The 15,843-nt window shown below is 71.0% G+C and carries 15 protein-coding genes, 1 tRNA gene and 2 pseudogenes; 8 read left to right on the plus strand and 10 right to left on the minus strand.

The genetic code is table 11. The features are described 5' to 3' along the window. Positions 1-21: 21 nt before the first annotated feature. From OG379_RS37255 to OG379_RS37265, 3 genes are all read right to left on the minus strand, one after another. Entirely contained in the window at positions 22-1,854 is a 1,833-nt protein-coding gene (locus OG379_RS37255; RefSeq protein WP_405667684.1) for an FUSC family protein, read from the minus strand. A 218-nt stretch (positions 1,855-2,072) separates the two neighbouring features. Continuing rightward, a complete protein-coding gene (locus OG379_RS37260) occupies positions 2,073-3,659 on the minus strand; it encodes a sigma-70 family RNA polymerase sigma factor (protein ID WP_405667685.1) in 1,587 nt (528 codons plus the stop codon). A gap of 206 nt (positions 3,660-3,865) precedes the next feature. Beyond that, positions 3,866-4,060 carry an antitoxin gene (locus OG379_RS37265; protein ID WP_356710832.1) on the minus strand — a complete coding sequence of 65 codons (195 nt, stop codon included), beginning with the start codon at positions 4,058-4,060 and terminating at the stop codon, positions 3,866-3,868. Positions 4,061-4,373: 313 nt separating this feature from the next. Between OG379_RS37265 and OG379_RS37270 the strand changes: the two are divergent. Both OG379_RS37270 and OG379_RS37275 read left to right on the plus strand, forming a co-directional pair. Further along, positions 4,374-5,178 (plus strand): annotated as a pseudogene (locus tag OG379_RS37270) (SAM-dependent methyltransferase). 33 nt (positions 5,179-5,211) lie between these two features. Next, a complete protein-coding gene (locus OG379_RS37275) occupies positions 5,212-6,501 on the plus strand; it encodes an FAD-binding protein (protein ID WP_405667686.1) in 1,290 nt (429 codons plus the stop codon). Positions 6,502-6,541: 40 nt separating this feature from the next. Here the strand turns inward: OG379_RS37275 and OG379_RS37280 are convergent, their stop codons facing one another. The 3 genes from OG379_RS37280 to OG379_RS37290 form a co-directional block, all read right to left on the minus strand. Next, the gene (locus OG379_RS37280; protein WP_405667688.1) at positions 6,542-7,531 is read right to left on the minus strand and encodes an MASE1 domain-containing protein; all 990 of its coding nucleotides are present in this window, start codon (positions 7,529-7,531) and stop codon (positions 6,542-6,544) included. A 63-nt stretch (positions 7,532-7,594) separates the two neighbouring features. After that, on the minus strand, positions 7,595-8,425 hold the full coding sequence (locus OG379_RS37285; RefSeq protein WP_405667690.1) for a PP2C family protein-serine/threonine phosphatase: 831 nt from the start codon (positions 8,423-8,425) through the stop codon (positions 7,595-7,597). 101 nt (positions 8,426-8,526) lie between these two features. Beyond that, positions 8,527-9,003 (minus strand): MarR family winged helix-turn-helix transcriptional regulator, encoded by a 477-nt coding sequence (locus OG379_RS37290; RefSeq protein WP_393760202.1) that lies wholly within the window; start codon positions 9,001-9,003, stop codon positions 8,527-8,529. Between the two features lie 110 nt (positions 9,004-9,113). On the opposite strand from OG379_RS37290, the gene OG379_RS37295 reads away from it, so the two are divergent. Beyond that, on the plus strand, positions 9,114-9,524 hold the full coding sequence (locus tag OG379_RS37295; protein WP_104782565.1) for an organic hydroperoxide resistance protein: 411 nt from the start codon (positions 9,114-9,116) through the stop codon (positions 9,522-9,524). Positions 9,525-9,570: 46 nt separating this feature from the next. Here OG379_RS37295 and OG379_RS37300 read toward each other — a convergent pair. Further along, positions 9,571-9,643, minus strand: a tRNA-Trp gene (locus tag OG379_RS37300). A gap of 162 nt (positions 9,644-9,805) precedes the next feature. Between OG379_RS37300 and OG379_RS37305 the strand changes: the two genes are divergently transcribed. Both OG379_RS37305 and OG379_RS37310 read left to right on the plus strand, forming a co-directional pair. Next, positions 9,806-9,967 (plus strand): hypothetical protein, encoded by a 162-nt coding sequence (locus tag OG379_RS37305; RefSeq protein ID WP_383562831.1) that lies wholly within the window; start codon positions 9,806-9,808, stop codon positions 9,965-9,967. A gap of 110 nt (positions 9,968-10,077) precedes the next feature. Next, complete coding sequence (locus OG379_RS37310) at positions 10,078-10,710, plus strand: SGNH/GDSL hydrolase family protein (RefSeq protein WP_393760199.1); 633 nt, start codon at positions 10,078-10,080, stop codon at positions 10,708-10,710. A gap of 38 nt (positions 10,711-10,748) precedes the next feature. On the opposite strand, the pseudogene OG379_RS37315 reads toward OG379_RS37310, so the two are convergent. Continuing rightward, positions 10,749-11,222: pseudogene (locus tag OG379_RS37315) on the minus strand (ATP-binding protein); the annotation flags it as partial. A 201-nt stretch (positions 11,223-11,423) separates the two neighbouring features. Here OG379_RS37315 and OG379_RS37320 point away from each other — a divergent pair. Both OG379_RS37320 and OG379_RS37325 read left to right on the plus strand, forming a co-directional pair. Beyond that, positions 11,424-11,660, plus strand: coding sequence for a DUF397 domain-containing protein (locus OG379_RS37320; protein ID WP_393760197.1), 237 nt, complete (start codon positions 11,424-11,426; stop codon positions 11,658-11,660). Between the two features lie 108 nt (positions 11,661-11,768). After that, positions 11,769-12,710 carry a helix-turn-helix domain-containing protein gene (locus tag OG379_RS37325; RefSeq protein WP_405667694.1) on the plus strand — a complete coding sequence of 314 codons (942 nt, stop codon included), beginning with the start codon at positions 11,769-11,771 and terminating at the stop codon, positions 12,708-12,710. Here the strand turns inward: OG379_RS37325 and OG379_RS37330 are convergent. Together OG379_RS37330 and OG379_RS37335 are read right to left on the minus strand one after the other, a co-directional pair. Continuing rightward, positions 12,607-13,242 carry a phosphotransferase gene (locus OG379_RS37330; protein ID WP_405667696.1) on the minus strand — a complete coding sequence of 212 codons (636 nt, stop codon included), beginning with the start codon at positions 13,240-13,242 and terminating at the stop codon, positions 12,607-12,609. The genes OG379_RS37325 and OG379_RS37330 overlap by 104 nt on opposite strands. Positions 13,243-13,601: 359 nt before the next feature. After that, positions 13,602-14,417, minus strand: coding sequence for an SAM-dependent methyltransferase (locus OG379_RS37335; protein ID WP_405667697.1), 816 nt, complete (start codon positions 14,415-14,417; stop codon positions 13,602-13,604). A 397-nt stretch (positions 14,418-14,814) separates the two neighbouring features. Between OG379_RS37335 and hemC the strand changes: the two genes are divergently transcribed. After that, positions 14,815-15,750 carry a hydroxymethylbilane synthase gene (gene hemC / locus OG379_RS37340; RefSeq protein WP_405667699.1) on the plus strand — a complete coding sequence of 312 codons (936 nt, stop codon included), beginning with the start codon at positions 14,815-14,817 and terminating at the stop codon, positions 15,748-15,750. The last annotated feature ends 93 nt before the right edge of the window (positions 15,751-15,843 follow it).

Here is a 15,843-nt window from a genome sequence, read left to right on the forward strand (position 1 = left end):
CAGCATCCTAGGGACCCGTGCTCACCGGGCCGGGACCGCCCATGCCCGGTCCAGCTCGGAGAGGTGGGCGGCGAGCAGTTCGGAATGGGGCGAGGGCAGTTCGTCAGCCGGGTGCTCCAACTGCACCGCACACGCCGTCGTGGTGTCGATGAGCCTTTCCAGAGCACCGGCCACACCCTCGGACCCGGCCGAGTGCCGGGCCACCGGCGGGAGTTCGGCCGCCGACAACTCGATCGCCGCGCGGGCCGCCGCCAGCGACCGGTAGGCGTCCCGGCGCAGTGCCGCCCTTCCGGCGTGGTCCTCCCGGGCCTCCAGGACATGTCCGAGATAGCGGTGCGCCGCCCCCACCGCCGTATCGAGAGCGGCCCGTACGGCGTGGCCCCTTCGGCCCGGCAGCGGGAGGTGCCCCACGAGCAGCACCGTCGCGCAGGCGAGGAGCGACTCCACCACCCGCCCCCACGAGGCGGGCGGTTCACCACCCAGGACGACGAGGGACAGCACGAGGACGGTGACCACCGCTGTCTGCACGGCGAAGTGACGGGTGGCCACAGGAAGAAGCGCACCGCAGAGCGCGACCGCCGCGACCAGAGGGTACGGGCCCGATGCCAGCAGGGCCGCGCCACCGAAGACCGCGGCGCCCACGACCGTACCCACGGCCCGGCACACGACGCGCGAGACCAGCGGTCCGAGATCGGGCTTGACGAGGAACACGGTGGTGGCGGGCAGCCAGTACCAGTGGTCGTGGTGCAGCCACTGCGCCACGAACGTACTGGTCGCACAGCACATGGCGACCCGAAGACCGTACTCACGCCCCGCCGCACTCCACGCGCGGCGCACGACGGACGCGTACGGGCGTCCTCCGCGCCTGCCCGGCGGCGCGTCGGCGGGGCGGTCGAAGGCCGCCGCGGCCCGCAGCAGGGCGTCGTCCAGAGCCCGCAGCCCGGCCTCCGTACGGGCCGGAGCCGCCAACGGCCCGCACGGGCCGCCGATCCGCACCGCGGCCGCCAGCCTGCGGGGGCCCTCCGCGATCCTGTCCGGCAGCGGGGCCCCGGCCCACGCCAGGGCGGTCGCCGCCTCGGCCAGCGGAAGCGCCGCCGCGTACCGGGCGTGCAGCCGACGCTCCGCCGCGGAGCTCGCGTAACGCCGCAGCCGTGGCCCGGACAGAGCGTCCTGTGCCTGGTCGAGCGCGGCACTCAACGCTGCGCGCCCCGCGCGGGCCCGCCGGCCGCCTGTGGCCCTCAGCAGCCCGGCCACCGCCTCGTACACCGCGGCGACAGCCTCCCGCTCCCCGTCGAGCCGGTACGGCCCGCTGCCTATGCTGCCCGGCGACGGAAGGACCAGCCTCAGCAGGAGGAGCCACCCCGCACCGGCGAGGAACAGCAGCGCGCGTACCGGGCCGGGCTCGGGCAACGGCATGCCGGCTCCGATCACGACCGTGACCAGCACCTGTGTGCCGCACGCGGACGCGACGGGCCCCGTGGAACTGACCGCTCCCGCGACCAGACCCAGCAGCCCGAACAGGAGCGGCAGAAGAACCAGGGACCGGCCACCGCCGACAGCCGCCGTGATCACCGTGCCGAGCAGCAGACCCGCTGCCCCCGCCAGGGCGGGGAACCCCAGCCGGGCGACCGACGCGCGGCGGCTGCCGGGCCGGTCGTTGATGCCGGCCAGCATCGCGCCGAGAGCGGCGGGGACCCCGGCGGTCGGCCGCTCGGCGAGGACCGACACGAGCAACGGCAGGGCGGCCAGCGCCCCGCGCAGTACCGCGTTCCACGGCACCGGTCCGCGCTGGGCGCGCAGCACATGGGCGAGCCAAGGGGGAAGCCGGCCGGCGAGAAGAGAAGGCGTGGGCACCGTGCTCCTGTCCGCGTGGGAGGAAGAGATCGCCTGCGGACACCTTCGGCCTGGGCTCGTGCCCAGCCTAGATCCTTTACGTGGAGGGTGTGCTACCTGCCCGTTTCCGTGACATGACGGCATTCCGGAATGGGGGCGCCAGAGGGCGGCGCCGAAGTTCCGGGTCCACACGGGACCGTCAGAGGGCGGCGCCGAAGTTCCGGGTCCACACGGGACCGTCAGAGGGCGGCGCCGAAGTTCTGGGTCCACACGGGACCGCCGGACGAATCCTCCCTGCCGATCCCGATCTCCTTGAAGGCGCAGTTGAGGATGTTCGCCCGGTGGCCGGCGCTGTTCATCCAGGAGTCCATCACCGCCGCGGCGGTCGGCTGGCCCTTCGCGATGTTCTCGCCGTACGTGCTCCACCGGTACCCGGCGGCGGTGATGCGCGCCCCGGGGTCCGTGCCGTCCGGAGAGGTGTGGGAGAAGTAGTCCCGCGCCACCATGTCCGCCGAATGACCTGAAGCGGCCTTCGTCAGCGAGCTGTTGCCGCTCACCGGCGCGCACCCTTCCTTCGCCCGCTCGCTGTTGACCAGGGCGATGACCTCTTCGGCCACCGACGGGGCCGAGGAGGCCTTCGGCGCCGGCGCCGGAGCCGGCTCGGAGGAGGGCGTGCGCGGCTTCTGCGTCTTCTCAGGAGCGGGTGTGGCGCTCCGGCTCCTGGACGCGGACGGAGACGTGGTCGCCGAAGGCGACGGCGACGCCGAGGAGGGCGAGGGTGCGGGGGAGGAGGGCGACGACGACGACGTGGTCACAGGTGTCGAGGGACCGGTGAGCGGAGCTACGGCGCTCGCCGGGTCTTCGCCCTCGTCGTCCGTGTAGAGGTGGACGGCGGCCCCTCCGCCTCCCAGGACCGCGACCGCGGCCAGGCCGGCGAGGACCGTGGTGCGCCGGCGCCGTCTCACGCCGTCCCGTCGGCGCTCGGCACGCCCGGGGCCGGACACAGCGGCTTCCGCGGGCAGGAACGCCGTCGGGAGGAACTCTGCCGCCGGTCCGCCCGCGGACGCCGCCACGGGGACCAGGGCCAGGCCCACCAGCAGACCCTCCGCCGGGACCAGCCCCGACCGGTGCCCGGCGCACACCGTGCACTCCCGCGCGTGGCGCGCCAGGCGCTTACGCCAGAGGGCGGACGGCACCCCGTCCCAGTGGGCCGTCAGATCCTCGAGCAGGACGCAGCGCGGGTCCGACGTCAGAGCGCGTACCACCACGCGGGAGGCCTCCAGGCGTTCCTTCATCCGCTGGACACGCACCGCGGTGTGCTGGGGAGACAGGTCGAGGGCGCTCGCGACCTCCGCCCTGGACAGCTCTCCGGCCGTCTCGAGCCACCAGAGCGACACCAGCTCGCGGTCGTCGTCGTCGAGCCACCGCGTGGCCTCGGCGGCCTCCCGGCGCTGGCCCGTCAGACCGAGCCGGACGATCGTCAGCTCGACGAAGTCGGCGGCGGGATCGACGACGTCGTACGCGTCGTCCATCCGGTCCGCGGATATCTCCCCGGTCCTGCGCTCACGCCAGTGCCCGCGTATCTCGTTCATGGTGATGGCCACGAACCAGGACCGGAAGCTCTTCGGGGTACGCAATGAGGGCAGGCCGCGGAGCATACGCAGCACGCTGTCCTGGACCACGTCGTCGACGTCCGCGTGCCCGTTCAGCGCCCGGCCGACGATGTTGTAGACCAGCGGCAGGTAGGACGCGACGAGCCGGTCCTGCGCCTCGGGGTCGCCCTTCTGCGCGGCCTTGATCAGCGCCGTCTCGCGTGTCTCGCCCATGCTGTGCTCACTCTTCCGGGATCCTGTTCCGTCACTTCCCACACTCGGGAGACGCCGTGCGGCGGGGACGATAACAGGAATCCGGTCAGGTGCTCGATTTCCGCTCCGGGATCCGTACACGCAGCTGCCCGGCCCGGTGACGGAGTGATCCGTCACCGGGCCGGGCACCGGGAATGGGGCCGGGCGACGAGCCCGACGCGTCGCCGTCAGGAGCGGGGCGGGTTGTCCTGGTCGCGGTCCGCGCCGAACTGCTGCTTCAGCTTGTCCTGGCCGGTGTCGACATGCTTGCCGTACTTGCCCTGCGTCCGGTCGTCGATCATGTCTCCGGCCTTGTCGACGCCCTTTCCGGCCTGGTCCTCGTGGCCTTTCAGCATCTTCTTGATCTTGTCCAGCGCGGACATGGCGGATCCTCCTCGTGTCGGCTTCCCCCACTCGTCAAGGGTCACCGCACATCGCCCGGTCCGCATCCGCGAGCACCGCCGGACGGGCCTGAGGGCCGTCGGACGTGTGAAGGGCTGCTGGGTGGGCAGATACCGGGTTACCAGGAGGAGGTGGTGGCCGTGGGCCGCATCCAGATCGTCCGCCGTCCGCAGCCCCCCACGGGGCCGCCCCCGCTGGACCTGCGAACACCGTCCGGACGGCCCCTGCCGTACTGACCCCCGGAGCGGAGCCCGGACGTGCACCCGGCGCCATCCCGGTGTGTGAGGCTTCGACATGAGCGATCACCGAAAGTCACCGGACGACCGGCTCAGGACCGACGTGCCGCACTCGGCCCGCGTCTGGAACTACCTGCTGGGAGGCAAGGACAACTACCCCGCGCACGCCGAGGCGGGGGAGATGATCCTCGCGACCTTCCCGGACATCGCGGGCATCGCGCGTGACCAGCGGACCTTCCTCGCCCGCGCCGTCCGTTTCCTGCCCGGGGAGGCAGGGGTCCGGCAGTTCCTCGACATCGGTACGGGACTGCCCACGGCCGACAACACGCACGAGGTGGCGCAGCGGACAGCCCCTGAGTGCCGGATCGTGTACGTCGACAACGACCCGCTCGTGCTGACGCACGCCCGCGCTCCTGACCAGCACTCCGGAGGGCGCGGGTGCGTACGTCGACGCGGATGTGCGCGACACCGGCCGGATCATCGAGGAGGCCGCCCGTACCCTCGATCTCGGCCGCCCCGTCGGGCTGATCCTGCTGGGCATCATGGGGCAGCTGCCCGACGACGAGGACCCGTGGGCTCTGGTCGCCCAGCTGGTGAGGGTGCTCGAGCCCGGAAGCTACGTGGCCCTCGCGGACGGCACGGACACCAGCGAGACGATGAACCGCGCGATCGAGGCGTACAACGCGCATGCGCCGAGCCCCTCCAGCCTTCGCGGTCCGGACAGGATCGCCTCGTTCCTCGACGGGCTGGAACCGGTCGAGCCGGGCGTCGTCAGGACGGTGGACCGGCGTCCCGACCCTGGCCCGGACGGGTGGGGCCGCAGCACCGACCCCGCCGTCAGCGGTGTGGGACGCAAGCCCTGAGCCCGAGGCCGACGGAGCGTAAGCTCCGGAGGCATGATCGACCATTCGGCGTACGCCCCGCCTGCCCGTCGGACGAACTGGGCAGGCAACATCACCTTCGGTGCGGAGCGGCTGCACACACCCTCCTCCGTAGCCGAACTCCAGGACATCGTGTCCGCGGGGACGGCCGTCCGGGTGCTGGGCACCGGGCACTCCTTCAACGCTGTCGCCGACACGGACGGCGCCCTGATATCCGTCGCGGGCCTGCCTCGCTCCGTCGAGATCGACCGTGAGGCGCGTACCGCGACGGTGAGCGCCGGTCTGCGTTTCGGGGAGCTGACCGGCACCCTGCACCGCAGCGGGTTCGCCCTGCACAACCTCGGCTCGCTGCCCCACATCTCCGTAGCGGGAGCGTGCGCCACGGGTACCCACGGTTCGGGCGTGGGGAACCGCTCCCTGCCGGGTGCCGTCAGGGCGCTGGAACTCGTCACCGCCGACGGCGACATCCTGTCGCTGGAGCGGGGCGACGCGGACTTCGACGGCGCGGTGGTCTCCCTGGGCGCACTCGGAGTGGTGACCCGGCTGACCCTGGACCTCGTGCCCGCGTTCGAGGTCCAGCAGTGGGTGTACGAGGGGCTCCCGCAGGAGCAGCTGCTCGACCGGTTCGACGAGGTGATGTCCGAGGCCTACAGCGTGAGCCTCTTCACCGGCTGGCACGGCGGCCCGATCGACCAGGTGTGGCTCAAGCGGCGTGTCGGCGGCGACGGCCCCCGCACCGCCCCGCACCGGTGGCTCGGCGCGACGCTCGCGGAAGGGGCGAGGCACCCGGTCCCCGGGGTGGCGGCGGAACACTGCACACAGCAGCAGGGTGTCCCGGGCCCCTGGCACGCCAGACTCCCTCACTTCCGCCTGGAATTCACGCCGAGCAACGGGGAGGAACTCCAGTCGGAGTACTTCGTCGCCCGGCACGACGCAGTGGCGGCCTACGAGGCCCTCGACCGGATCCGGCAGCAGTTCGCGCCGCTCCTCCAGATCGGTGAGATCCGTACGGTGGCGGCCGACGACCTGTGGCTGAGCCCGGCACAGGGGAGGGACTCCGTGGCGTTCCACTTCACCTGGGTGCCCGACACTGCCGCTGTCACGCCCGTCCTCGGGGTCATCGAGGAGGCTCTCGCCCCCTTCGGGGCCAGGCCGCACTGGGGCAAGGTCTTCACCACTCCGCCTGGTGCGATCCGCGAGCTGTACGGCCACTACGCCGACTTCGAGCAGCTGACCGAGCGGCTCGACCCCGCGGGCACGTTCCGCAACGACTTCCTGGCGGACCACTTCCCCCGTAGCGGCTGACGCCCGGGGTTCCCCGTCCGGACCGATCCGGACGGGGAACCTACTTCCAGCTGGACGGCGGTCCGCCGGGCCGGCGTCCCTGTGGCGGACCCGGAGTGAGCTCCTCCACGAGAGCGGCCAGCTCTTCGCACGCGAGCTCCGTCTCACGACGGATGTTGTTGTGCTCGGTCACGATCGCTGCGAGCAGCAGCGCCGTGAGCGCCACGCACCCGTTGAGGATGCACAGGTTGAGCATGACCTCGAGCACCGAGTGGCCGGCGAAGGGACCGATCCCCTCGGTCCCGGCGATGATCGCCATGACGGACATCAGGAGAGCGCAGGGGGCGCTCCCGGCCAGCTGGAAGCGGAGCGCCGCCCAGACGAGTACAGGGAAGAGGAGGTAGATCATGGACAGCGAGCTTCTGGTGGCGACGACCGTCGCCCCCACCGCGACCACGGCCAGCGCCACACCCTCCACCCATCGGTCGTCCGTCCCGGGCAGGCGTGCCTTGCGCAGGAGGAGCAGCAGGGGTGTGACCATCAGTACGCCCATCGCGTCCCCTGCCCACCAGGCCCACCAGACCGGCCAGAACTGAGAGGCGGACAGCCCCCCGCTCAGCAGCTGGACCCCGCTGCCCACGGTGGCGCTGATGATCATGCCGCCCAGGGCTCCCAGAAAGACCAGGGCGAGACCGTCGCGCAGGCGGTCCAGCTCCCTCCGGAAACCCACCGCGCGCAGGGCCAGGAAGGAGCACAGAGGGGCCAGAGAGCTGCCCGCGGCGACGGCGAGGCCCCAGAAGGTGAATCCGTCGCTCATGGAGATGACGGTGAGGAGAGCCCCGAGGGCGATCGCCGGCCAGATCCGTGGCCCCAGGTAGAGCAGGGCGGCGAGGGCGATTCCGGAGGGCGGCCACAGGGGGCTGACGACCGCGCCCTCCACCTCGACCTGTCTGAGGAGACCGAGCCGTCCGGACGCGTAATAGGCGGCGGCGATGCCCAGCATCTGCAGAACGATCACGGCTCGGCGTCTGGTTCCCTCGCTGCGGATCACGCATCTCATAAGACACCGCCCGTGACGACGGGCCGTTGAGACACGCGCGGGGGCGGGGCCGGCTTACCCAGGGCCCGATGGGTGATCGTGGCGCAGTACGAGCACGGCCGCGTCGTCCTCATGGCCAGTGAACACCGCGGCCTGGAGTACCCGGTCCGCCAGTTCCTCGGCGTCCGCGCCGACGTGGGCGCTCACCAGGCGCCTGATCCGGTCCAGCCCGTCGTCGATCGACAGCGAGGGTCCTTCGATGACCCCGTCGGTGAGAAGGACGAACGCACCGGCCACGTCCAGATCGCGCCGGGTGACGGGGTAGTGCTGGCGCAGCTCGATGCCGAGGGGGAGCCCGCCGGCATCGGCGGTGATGCCCGAGCGTCCGTCGGCCGTCGCCCACACGGACGCGACGTGGCCCGCGCGGGCACTCCGGAGCTCCCGTGTCCTCGGGTCGAGCCGGAGGAACGAGCAGGTGGCGAAGAGCGTCGAATCCATCGAAAGGATCAGATCGTTCGCGCGCCCCATCACCTCACCGGGGTCGGGTGCCGAACTGGCGATGGCGCGCATGGCTATGCGGATCTGCCCCATGAAGGCGGCTGCCTCCACGTCGTGCCCCTGGACATCGCCGATGGCGAGGCCGAGCGACCCGTCCGGCAGCACGAAGCCGTCGTACCAGTCGCCGCCGATGTCCAGGCCGTCCCGGGCGGGAGCGTAGCGAGCCGCCGTCTGCAGCCCCGGGAAGACGGGCAGCGTCGCGGGCAGCATCTTGCGCTGCAGGGCCTGGGCCAGCTCGACGCGAGCCTGATGCAGCTCCACCTCTTCCCGGGCCCGGGCGGTCAGATGCTGCAAGGTGCTGAGCAGGTCCTCGGCGCTCGCCGACCGGGGAGTTCGACGCCGGTTCATGGGCCGCTCCGCGTTGCGATAGTCCCTGCATCCTATTTCGGCGTCGGAACTCGTGCGAGCGCTGGTGCGGCCCCGGTCGCGGACGCCCGGGGGCCGGCCCGTCAGCCGGCCCGGCCGAGGGAGGCGGTGAGCCGCCCCAGGGTCTCCTGCAGGGCCAGCACCTCTTGGACCGACAGGCCCGTGGCCTTGAGGATCGAACGGGGGACGGGCAGCGCACGCTCGCGCAGGTCCGTTCCGGCGCCGGTGAGGTGGACAGTGACCGACCGCTCGTCCTCCGGGCTGCGCTCACGCCTGACGAGGCCGGCCGATTCCAGCCTCTTCAGCAGGGGCGACAGCGTGCCGGAGTCCAGGTGCAGCCGCTCGCCGATGGTTTTGACGGGGAGCGGACCGTGCTCCCACAGAACCATCATGGCCAGGTACTGCGGGTAGGTGAGCCCCAGGTCCTTGAGCGCTTCCCGGTAGACGCCACCGAAGGCGCGGGAGGCCGCCTGCAGCGAGAAGCAGACCTGGTGGTCCAGCTTGAGCAGTTCCGTGTCCGGCAGGTCGGTCAGTCCGGGTGCGGGGGTGGGTGGCGTCATGAGTCCAGGGTAGCTTGTCGGCTGCCATTGAGTTGTGTGCAATTGAATTGTGTGCCACTCTTATGGGGTGGCCGGGCCGCGGTCACCGTCGTACGAGAGAAGGTCACCCCATGGACGCGCTGTACACCGCTGCCGCAACCGCCAACGGCCGTGAAGGCCGGGCGGTGAGCTCCGACGGACAGATCGACCTCGCGCTCGCCCTGCCGCCGGCCCTCGGGGGAAACGGGGCGGGCACCAACCCCGAGCAGCTCTTCGCCGCCGGATATGCCGCGTGCTTCGCCAGCGCGATGAGCTCGGTCGCCCGTGAGATGAAGGTCGACACCAAGGACGTCTCCGTGACGGCCGAGGTCTCGATCGGCAAGGACGATTCGGGCTTCGGCCTCGCGGTCGTCATGCGCGTCGAACTGCCTGAGGCGCTCGAGGGGGAGACCGGCCGTCGCCTGGTCGAGGCGACGCACGCGTACTGCCCCTACTCCAAGGCCACGCGCGGGAACATCGACGTCGAGCTCGTCATCGAATAGGGGGCCAGGTCCCCCCGCCCGTCGTCGGGCGGGGAGACCGGTCCGGCAGGGGAGGCAGGAGTCGAACCTGCGGCATCCGGTTTTGGAGACCGGCGCTCTGGCCTCTGAGCTACACCCCTTCGGTGTGACCAGCGTCGCAGCCGCCCCCGCCGCCGACAACCGGTTTTACGGCGGCCCAGGTCCGTTCCCGGGGTCCGCCCCCCGACGGCCGGAGGGGAACGCGTACACTCGGCTCCCGTTTCCGCTGATTGGCGGGCATAACCGATCGATAGGCAGTTCACGTGAGTTTCACAGAGGCGTCCGACGCACCGATCTACGCCGGTCTGGTGGAGGAGCAGGGCGACGTTCCGGCCGAGGTCCGGCGGGTGGCCGAGGAGACGCTGCTCGAGGTGGAGAGCGCGCTCGACTTCAGCGCGGTGCGTGCCCCGGCCGCCGCCCGTTGAGTCCGGTCCGGACCACGCCGGATCCCCGCGGGCCCGGTCCGGATCAAGCTGGATCTCCTGGGGCAGGATCATCTCCGTCGACCCCTGGATCCTTACCCACCGGAGCCCGCGTGACCATCAGCCTGCACCGCTCGGCAACCGTCCTGTTCCAGGGCGACAGCATCACCGATGCGGGACGGCTGCTGGAACGGGACTGCCCTCTGGGTAACGGCTACGTCCGGATGGCCGCCGAACACGTGCGGTCCGCCCTTCCGGACAGTGACATCACGTTCGTCAACCGGGGCGTCGCCGGCGACGGCGTCTCGGACGTGCGCGCTCGGTGGCGTGAGGACGCCCTGGCCCTCCAGCCGAGCGTGGTGTCGGTCCTGATCGGTGTGAACGAGACCTACCGCCGCTACTTCTACGGCACCGTCACCCCGGTGAGCGCGTACGAGAACGACTACCGCGCCATCCTCACCCAGGTCCGGGAGGAGTCGGACGCCCAGCTGATCCTCATCGAGCCCTTCCTCGTGCCGGTTCAGGACGAGCAGTGGGCCTGGCGTGAGGATCTCGACCCGAGGATTCAGACGGTCCGCAGGCTGTCCGAGGAGTTCGACGCCGCGCTGCTGGCGGCGGACGGCCTGCTCAACCAGGCGGCGCGCGCCGCCGGCGGTGCCGAGTACATCGCGGGCGACGGAGTCCACCCGACCCCGCTCGGGCATTCCGTCCTGGCGGAGGCCTGGACGGCCTTGGCGGGGCTGTAGGTCGCCGGGGGCCGGAGTACCGGAACCCTGGCCCAGACGGTCTTGCCCGCCCCGGTGTGCCGTGACCAGCCCCAGGAACTGCTCAGCGCGTCGATGATGCGCAGGCCCCGGCCACGCTCGAACGACTCGTCCGCCGGGCGCAGTACGGGCACGTCGGGGCTGGGATCGTTGACCGCGCAGACCAGCGCCCCGTCCTGGCACGCAAGGCCGAGCCGGGCCGTCGAGCGCTCGGCGGGCAGCAGCCCGTGACAGACGGCGTTGCTCGCCAACTCGCCCGCGACGAGAGCGACATCGTCCGCGCAGGAGCCCAGGCCCCAACGTTCGAGTGCGGCGCGGACGAAGGCACGCGCCTGCCGCAGGCTCTCCGGATCCGCACCCAGGCCGCGCGTGGTGAATCCCGGGGGACCGATACCGAGGTCCCGTGCCAGCTCCTCGTGCGGGTCCGCGCCACCCGCGGCAGGGCCGGGCGCTGGCGCTGCCGCTCCGTGACGTCGCGTGTTCTCCGCGTGCATGAGCGCTGACAACCCTCCGTCGAAGCCCGGCGCAATGGTGCAGTGGGGGCCGGATGACCACTAGTATCCTCGCCGTCCGCACCCGCGGTGCAATTGCATCCGGAATTGCACCCGGGGGTGTGAGCCAGGGACACCTGTTCACCCTGCGCGGGCCCTGGTGGCACACCAGGAAGTGTCAGCGCAACGAAAAGGACGGACCGCATGCAGCACATCGACAACGGCATTCCCGCCAACTCCCTGACCGGCGTGGAGTGGAAGAAGAGCCATCACAGCAATCCCAGCGGGAACTGTGTCGAGATGGCGCTGCTGCCCGGTGGAGCAGTGGCCGTACGCAACTCCCGGTACCCCGAAGGGCCCGCCCTCGTGTACACGGGAGACGAAGTGCGCGCGTTCCTCGCGGGCGTCCGGGACGGCGACTTCGACACCATGACGGGCTGAACTCGCGGCAGGACGGGCTGAAAAGTCACGGCACTCTCGCATCGGCCGGGCCATGACGGGGCTCCTGATGGCACACTGGCATCACGACGCCCGTCCTCAGGAGCCCGCATGCCCGGCATCGAACAGCTTCAGCCGTCACGGAGGCCGACGCTCACCCCCGCCACGGGGGCGAGTCCCACGGCTCTGCGCCTGGTGCTGGGGGCGCAGTTGCGGCGGATGCGTGGCGAGGCGGGAATCACCCCCGAAGTCGCCGCGGAACGGATCCGGTGCTCGACCGCGAAGATCAGCCGGATGGAGACCGGGCACTCTCCCTGCAAGGAACGCGACGCGGCCGACCTCCTCACGCTCTACGGAGTGACCGATCCCGCCAGGACGGCCGAGTTCATCGACCTGGTGCGCAGGGCCGGACAGCGCGGATGGTGGCGCAACTACGCCGACGTACTGCCGGACTGGTTCGAGCCCCTGGTCGGTCTGGAGGAGGCCGCCGCGTCGATCCGTACGTACGAGGGGCACTACATTCCGGGACTGCTGCAGACAGCCGACTACGCCTATGCCGTGGTGCGTTCCGGTCACGCTCTCGAGTCGGAGGAGATCACCCGCCGTCGCGTCGAACTGAGGCTCAGGCGGCAGCAGTTGCTGCAGCGGCGGGACGCGCCGAAGCTCTGGGTGCTGCTGGACGAGGCGGTGCTGATGCGCCCGACCGGTGGCGCCCGGGTGATGCGTGAGCAGCTCGCCCATCTGCTGGAGATGACGGAGCTTCCGCATGTCATCGTGCAGGTCGCCCCTTTCGACGTGACCGCACACACGTCCCCGGGCAACGGCATCACCTATCTGCGGTTCGCGGTGGACGGGCTCCCCGATGTCGCGTACATCGAGCACCTGACCAACGCCACGTCCGTGAACAAGCCGGAGAGCACGGACGAGTACCGCTGGATCCTGGACTCGCTCAGCGCCCAGTCGCCGAGCCCGGTCGAGAGCAGGGACCTCCTGAGGCGGGCGCTCGAGCGCTACAGCGCCGACGGGCTCCCTGACAGCGGCCCCGCTGTGTGACCGCCCTCCCGCAGGTGCTCAGCCGGTCAGAGCCTCGGTGATCTGCCGGGTCGTCTGTGCGGGGACCCGTGGGTCGGCCGGGCCATATGAGGTGCAGGCGTTCAAGGCGGTGGTGAGGCCCAGCCGAGGCCCCGTGCCCAGGTGTCGTCGTCCACGCCGAGCGCCGCCCGGCCGTCATCAGAGTGAACGCGATGGTCAGGTCGCAGGCCGGGTCGCCGATGCCGAGACCGCCGAAGTCCGCGCTGAGGCGGCCGCCGACGGTCAGCAGGTTGCCGGTGTGGAAGTCGCCGTGGAACCAGACCGGGGGGCGGTCCCACCCAGGGGCGAGCGGCGCGGCGCCCTCAAGGGTCGGTCGTCGCCGCGACATCGAACGCGCCGCCGGCCTCCGCGATGGCGGCCCGGGTCGCGCGGTCCCGGTCGCGCAGGGACCCGGCGGTGAGGTTCCCGCGGGCGTGACCGGCCGGTCCTCGGGAGCGAACTGGCGCAGGGCGGTCAGGAACGCTGCGAGTCGGACCGCGGTCGGAGCCTCCACGGTCGCGACCTCGCCGTCCAGTCAGCGGGACACCGCCCAAAGTCATGGACAGCCCAAGCCGGGTTCACCCACCGCAACCGAGCGGGGATGGCCAGGGGCGGATGCGGAGCGAGCCGGGGCAGCCACTCCGCTTCCTCCCTGGCCTGCCCGATCGCCCCGGCGTGACGGGGCAGCGAACGGACAGCTCTTCGCCCAGCCGGTGGATCGCATGGCCCGACCCGGCCGGGTCGAGCACCACCAGAGGTAGTTCGGCCCACTGGGGAAACTGCGTGTCGGCCAGTCGCCTGGCCGGCCCGGCGTCTATCGACGGGCGGGAGCCCGAGGTCCTCCCGGTCACCACCGCCATGACGCCACGCGATTCACCACTTGCGACCGACGCCGCCGAACTCGATCCACTCCTGTGTCTCCTGCTTCGGAGCGAGATCCGAATCGGGACGCCATGTCGACACCTCCACCAGCCCAGGCTCCAGCACGTCCAGGCCCTCCAGGAACTTGTGCACATCGGCCTCCCGGCGCACGCGTCCCCACTGGTTGCCGGTGCTCTTCGCCATGAAGTCCGTGACGAAGTCACGGATGGTCTCGTCCTCACTCACGAGCTGGCACACCACCAGGAAACTTCCCGGAGCCAGACGCTCCGCCACCCGGCGCACCAAGCCCGCGGGGTCGTCCTGATCGGGAATGCAGTGCATCACCGACACGAACAGCGCGGCCACCGGCTCGTCGAAGTCGATGAGCCGGTTCACCTCCGGGTGGCCGAAGATCCCCTCGGTGTCCCGCATGTCCGCCTGGATGACCGCGGTCCTGTCGTTCTCCTCGAGTATGGCCTTGCCGTGCGCGAGGACGATGGGGTCGTTGTCGATGTAGACGATCCTGGCCTCGGGGTCCACGAGCTGGGCGACCTGATGGACGTTGTCCTGGGTCGGCAGGCCGGATCCGTGGTCGATGAACTGGCGGATTCCGTGCTCGGATGCCAGGTGGTGCACGACGCGCCGCAGGAACCTCCGGTTGTTCACCGCCAGGACCTTGGTGCTCGGAACATGCTCCAGCAGCTGTTCGGATGCCACCCGGTCCGCAGGGTAGTTGTCCTTGCCCCCCAGGTAGTAGTCGTACATCCGTGCGACGCTCGGCACGTTCACGTCGATGTTCTTCGGAATGGAGGTGTCCCCGTTGCTCATCCGGCCCTCGCGGTTCTCAGGGAGTGAAGTCGGTGTTTGTGAGGGGTCATGCTATGGATCTCGCCGGACGGCTGACAGTCCGCGGTGGGGTGAGGCAAGGCCGCAGGGTTTCGAATCAGCCACTTGAGGCCCGGTGGAGGGAGGCCGTCACGGGGTCCGGACCTACGGGTGCGCCCACTTCGGGGCGACGGAATGTCAAGTCTTGCTGCTGGAGGGCCTATTGTCGCTTCCGGTCGATGTTCGGAACCCGTGCGCGAGTCACGCGGAGGGCTGTTCCAATGCGGCCGGAAATCGACGGTGGCCACGTCAACCGCTCTCCGCGAGGGCCGTCCGGAACAGGTGCCCAGGACCGCGTCGAAGGGCCGCCGCCCGCACCTGGCGGTCTATCGTGGGAGTCATGTCCGCCCCTGAGCTGATCCGCATCGTCTCCCGTGACTCCCCCATGGCCCTGGCCCAGGTCGAGCGCGTCAGGGCCGAACTCGCGGCCCGTAATCCCGGCATCGTCACCGAGGTCGTCCCCGTCAGGACGACGGGTGACAAGTGGATGGGCGATCTCTCGATGGTCGAGGGCAAGGGAGCCTTCACCAAGGAGGTCGACGCCGCTCTGCTCGCCGGGGAGGCGGACCTGGCCGTCCACTGCGTCAAGGACATCCCGGCCGACCGCCCGCTGCCCGCCGGCACGACGTTCGCCGCGTTCCTCCAGCGCGACGACATTCGCGACGCCCTCGTACACCCGGACGGGCTCACGCTCGACCAACTCCCGGACGGCGCTCGCGTCGGTACCTCATCCGTCCGCCGGACCGCACAACTCGCGGCGTCCCACCCTCACTTGAATTGCGTTCCGTTCCGCGGCAACGCCAACCGGCGGCTGGCGAAACTCGCGGCGGGGGAGGCCGACGCCCTGCTCCTGGCCGTCGCGGGCCTCCACCGCATCGGCCGCCCCGACGTGATCAGCGACATCCTCTCTCCGGAGACGATGTGCCCGCCCATCGGCGCGGGCGTCCTCGCCCTGCAGTGCCGAGAGGACGACACGGCGGCCATCGATGCCGTGAGCGCGCTCAACCACCCGGGTACCTACCGGGAGATCACGGCCGAGCGCATGTTCCTCCATGTCCTCCAGGGCCACTGCAACTCGCCGATCGCGGGGTACGCCACGGCCCACCGCAACGGAGACCTCTCGCTGCGCGCCTGCGTGTTCACCCCCGACGGCAAGACGGTCCTCAACGCACACGAATGGGCAGGCCCTCTCGACCCCGCCACCCTCGGCACCTCCGTGGCCGTCGCGCTGCTGCGCCAGGGCGCACGCGAGCTGATCGACACCATCGCCCACTGAACCCGCATGTCCAGGGCGCGGCCCGGCGGGCCTCGTCATCCGCCGGGCCGTGCCGGCGGATCGGAGTGCCCAAGTGGGCCGGCAGGCCGAGGA

Source organism: Streptomyces sp. NBC_01166, from assembly GCF_045039765.1.
GTDB lineage: Bacteria > Actinomycetota > Actinomycetes > Streptomycetales > Streptomycetaceae > Streptomyces.

What these genes read in the sequence shown, in the direction of transcription:
- OG379_RS37260 (WP_405667685.1), bottom strand. Translation starts at nt 3,659, where the DNA reads ATGGGCGAGACACGCGAGACGGCGCTGATCAAGGCCGCGCAGAAGGGC.
- OG379_RS37265 (WP_356710832.1), bottom strand. Translation starts at nt 4,060, where the DNA reads ATGTCCGCGCTGGACAAGATCAAGAAGATGCTGAAAGGCCACGAGGAC.
- OG379_RS37275 (WP_405667686.1), top strand. Translation starts at nt 5,212, where the DNA reads ATGATCGACCATTCGGCGTACGCCCCGCCTGCCCGTCGGACGAACTGG.
- OG379_RS37285 (WP_405667690.1), bottom strand. Translation starts at nt 8,425, where the DNA reads ATGAACCGGCGTCGAACTCCCCGGTCGGCGAGCGCCGAGGACCTGCTC.
- OG379_RS37290 (WP_393760202.1), bottom strand. Translation starts at nt 9,003, where the DNA reads ATGACGCCACCCACCCCCGCACCCGGACTGACCGACCTGCCGGACACG.
- OG379_RS37295 (WP_104782565.1), top strand. Translation starts at nt 9,114, where the DNA reads ATGGACGCGCTGTACACCGCTGCCGCAACCGCCAACGGCCGTGAAGGC.
- OG379_RS37320 (WP_393760197.1), top strand. Translation starts at nt 11,424, where the DNA reads ATGCAGCACATCGACAACGGCATTCCCGCCAACTCCCTGACCGGCGTG.
- OG379_RS37325 (WP_405667694.1), top strand. Translation starts at nt 11,769, where the DNA reads ATGCCCGGCATCGAACAGCTTCAGCCGTCACGGAGGCCGACGCTCACC.
- OG379_RS37335 (WP_405667697.1), bottom strand. Translation starts at nt 14,417, where the DNA reads ATGAGCAACGGGGACACCTCCATTCCGAAGAACATCGACGTGAACGTG.
- hemC (WP_405667699.1), top strand. Translation starts at nt 14,815, where the DNA reads ATGTCCGCCCCTGAGCTGATCCGCATCGTCTCCCGTGACTCCCCCATG.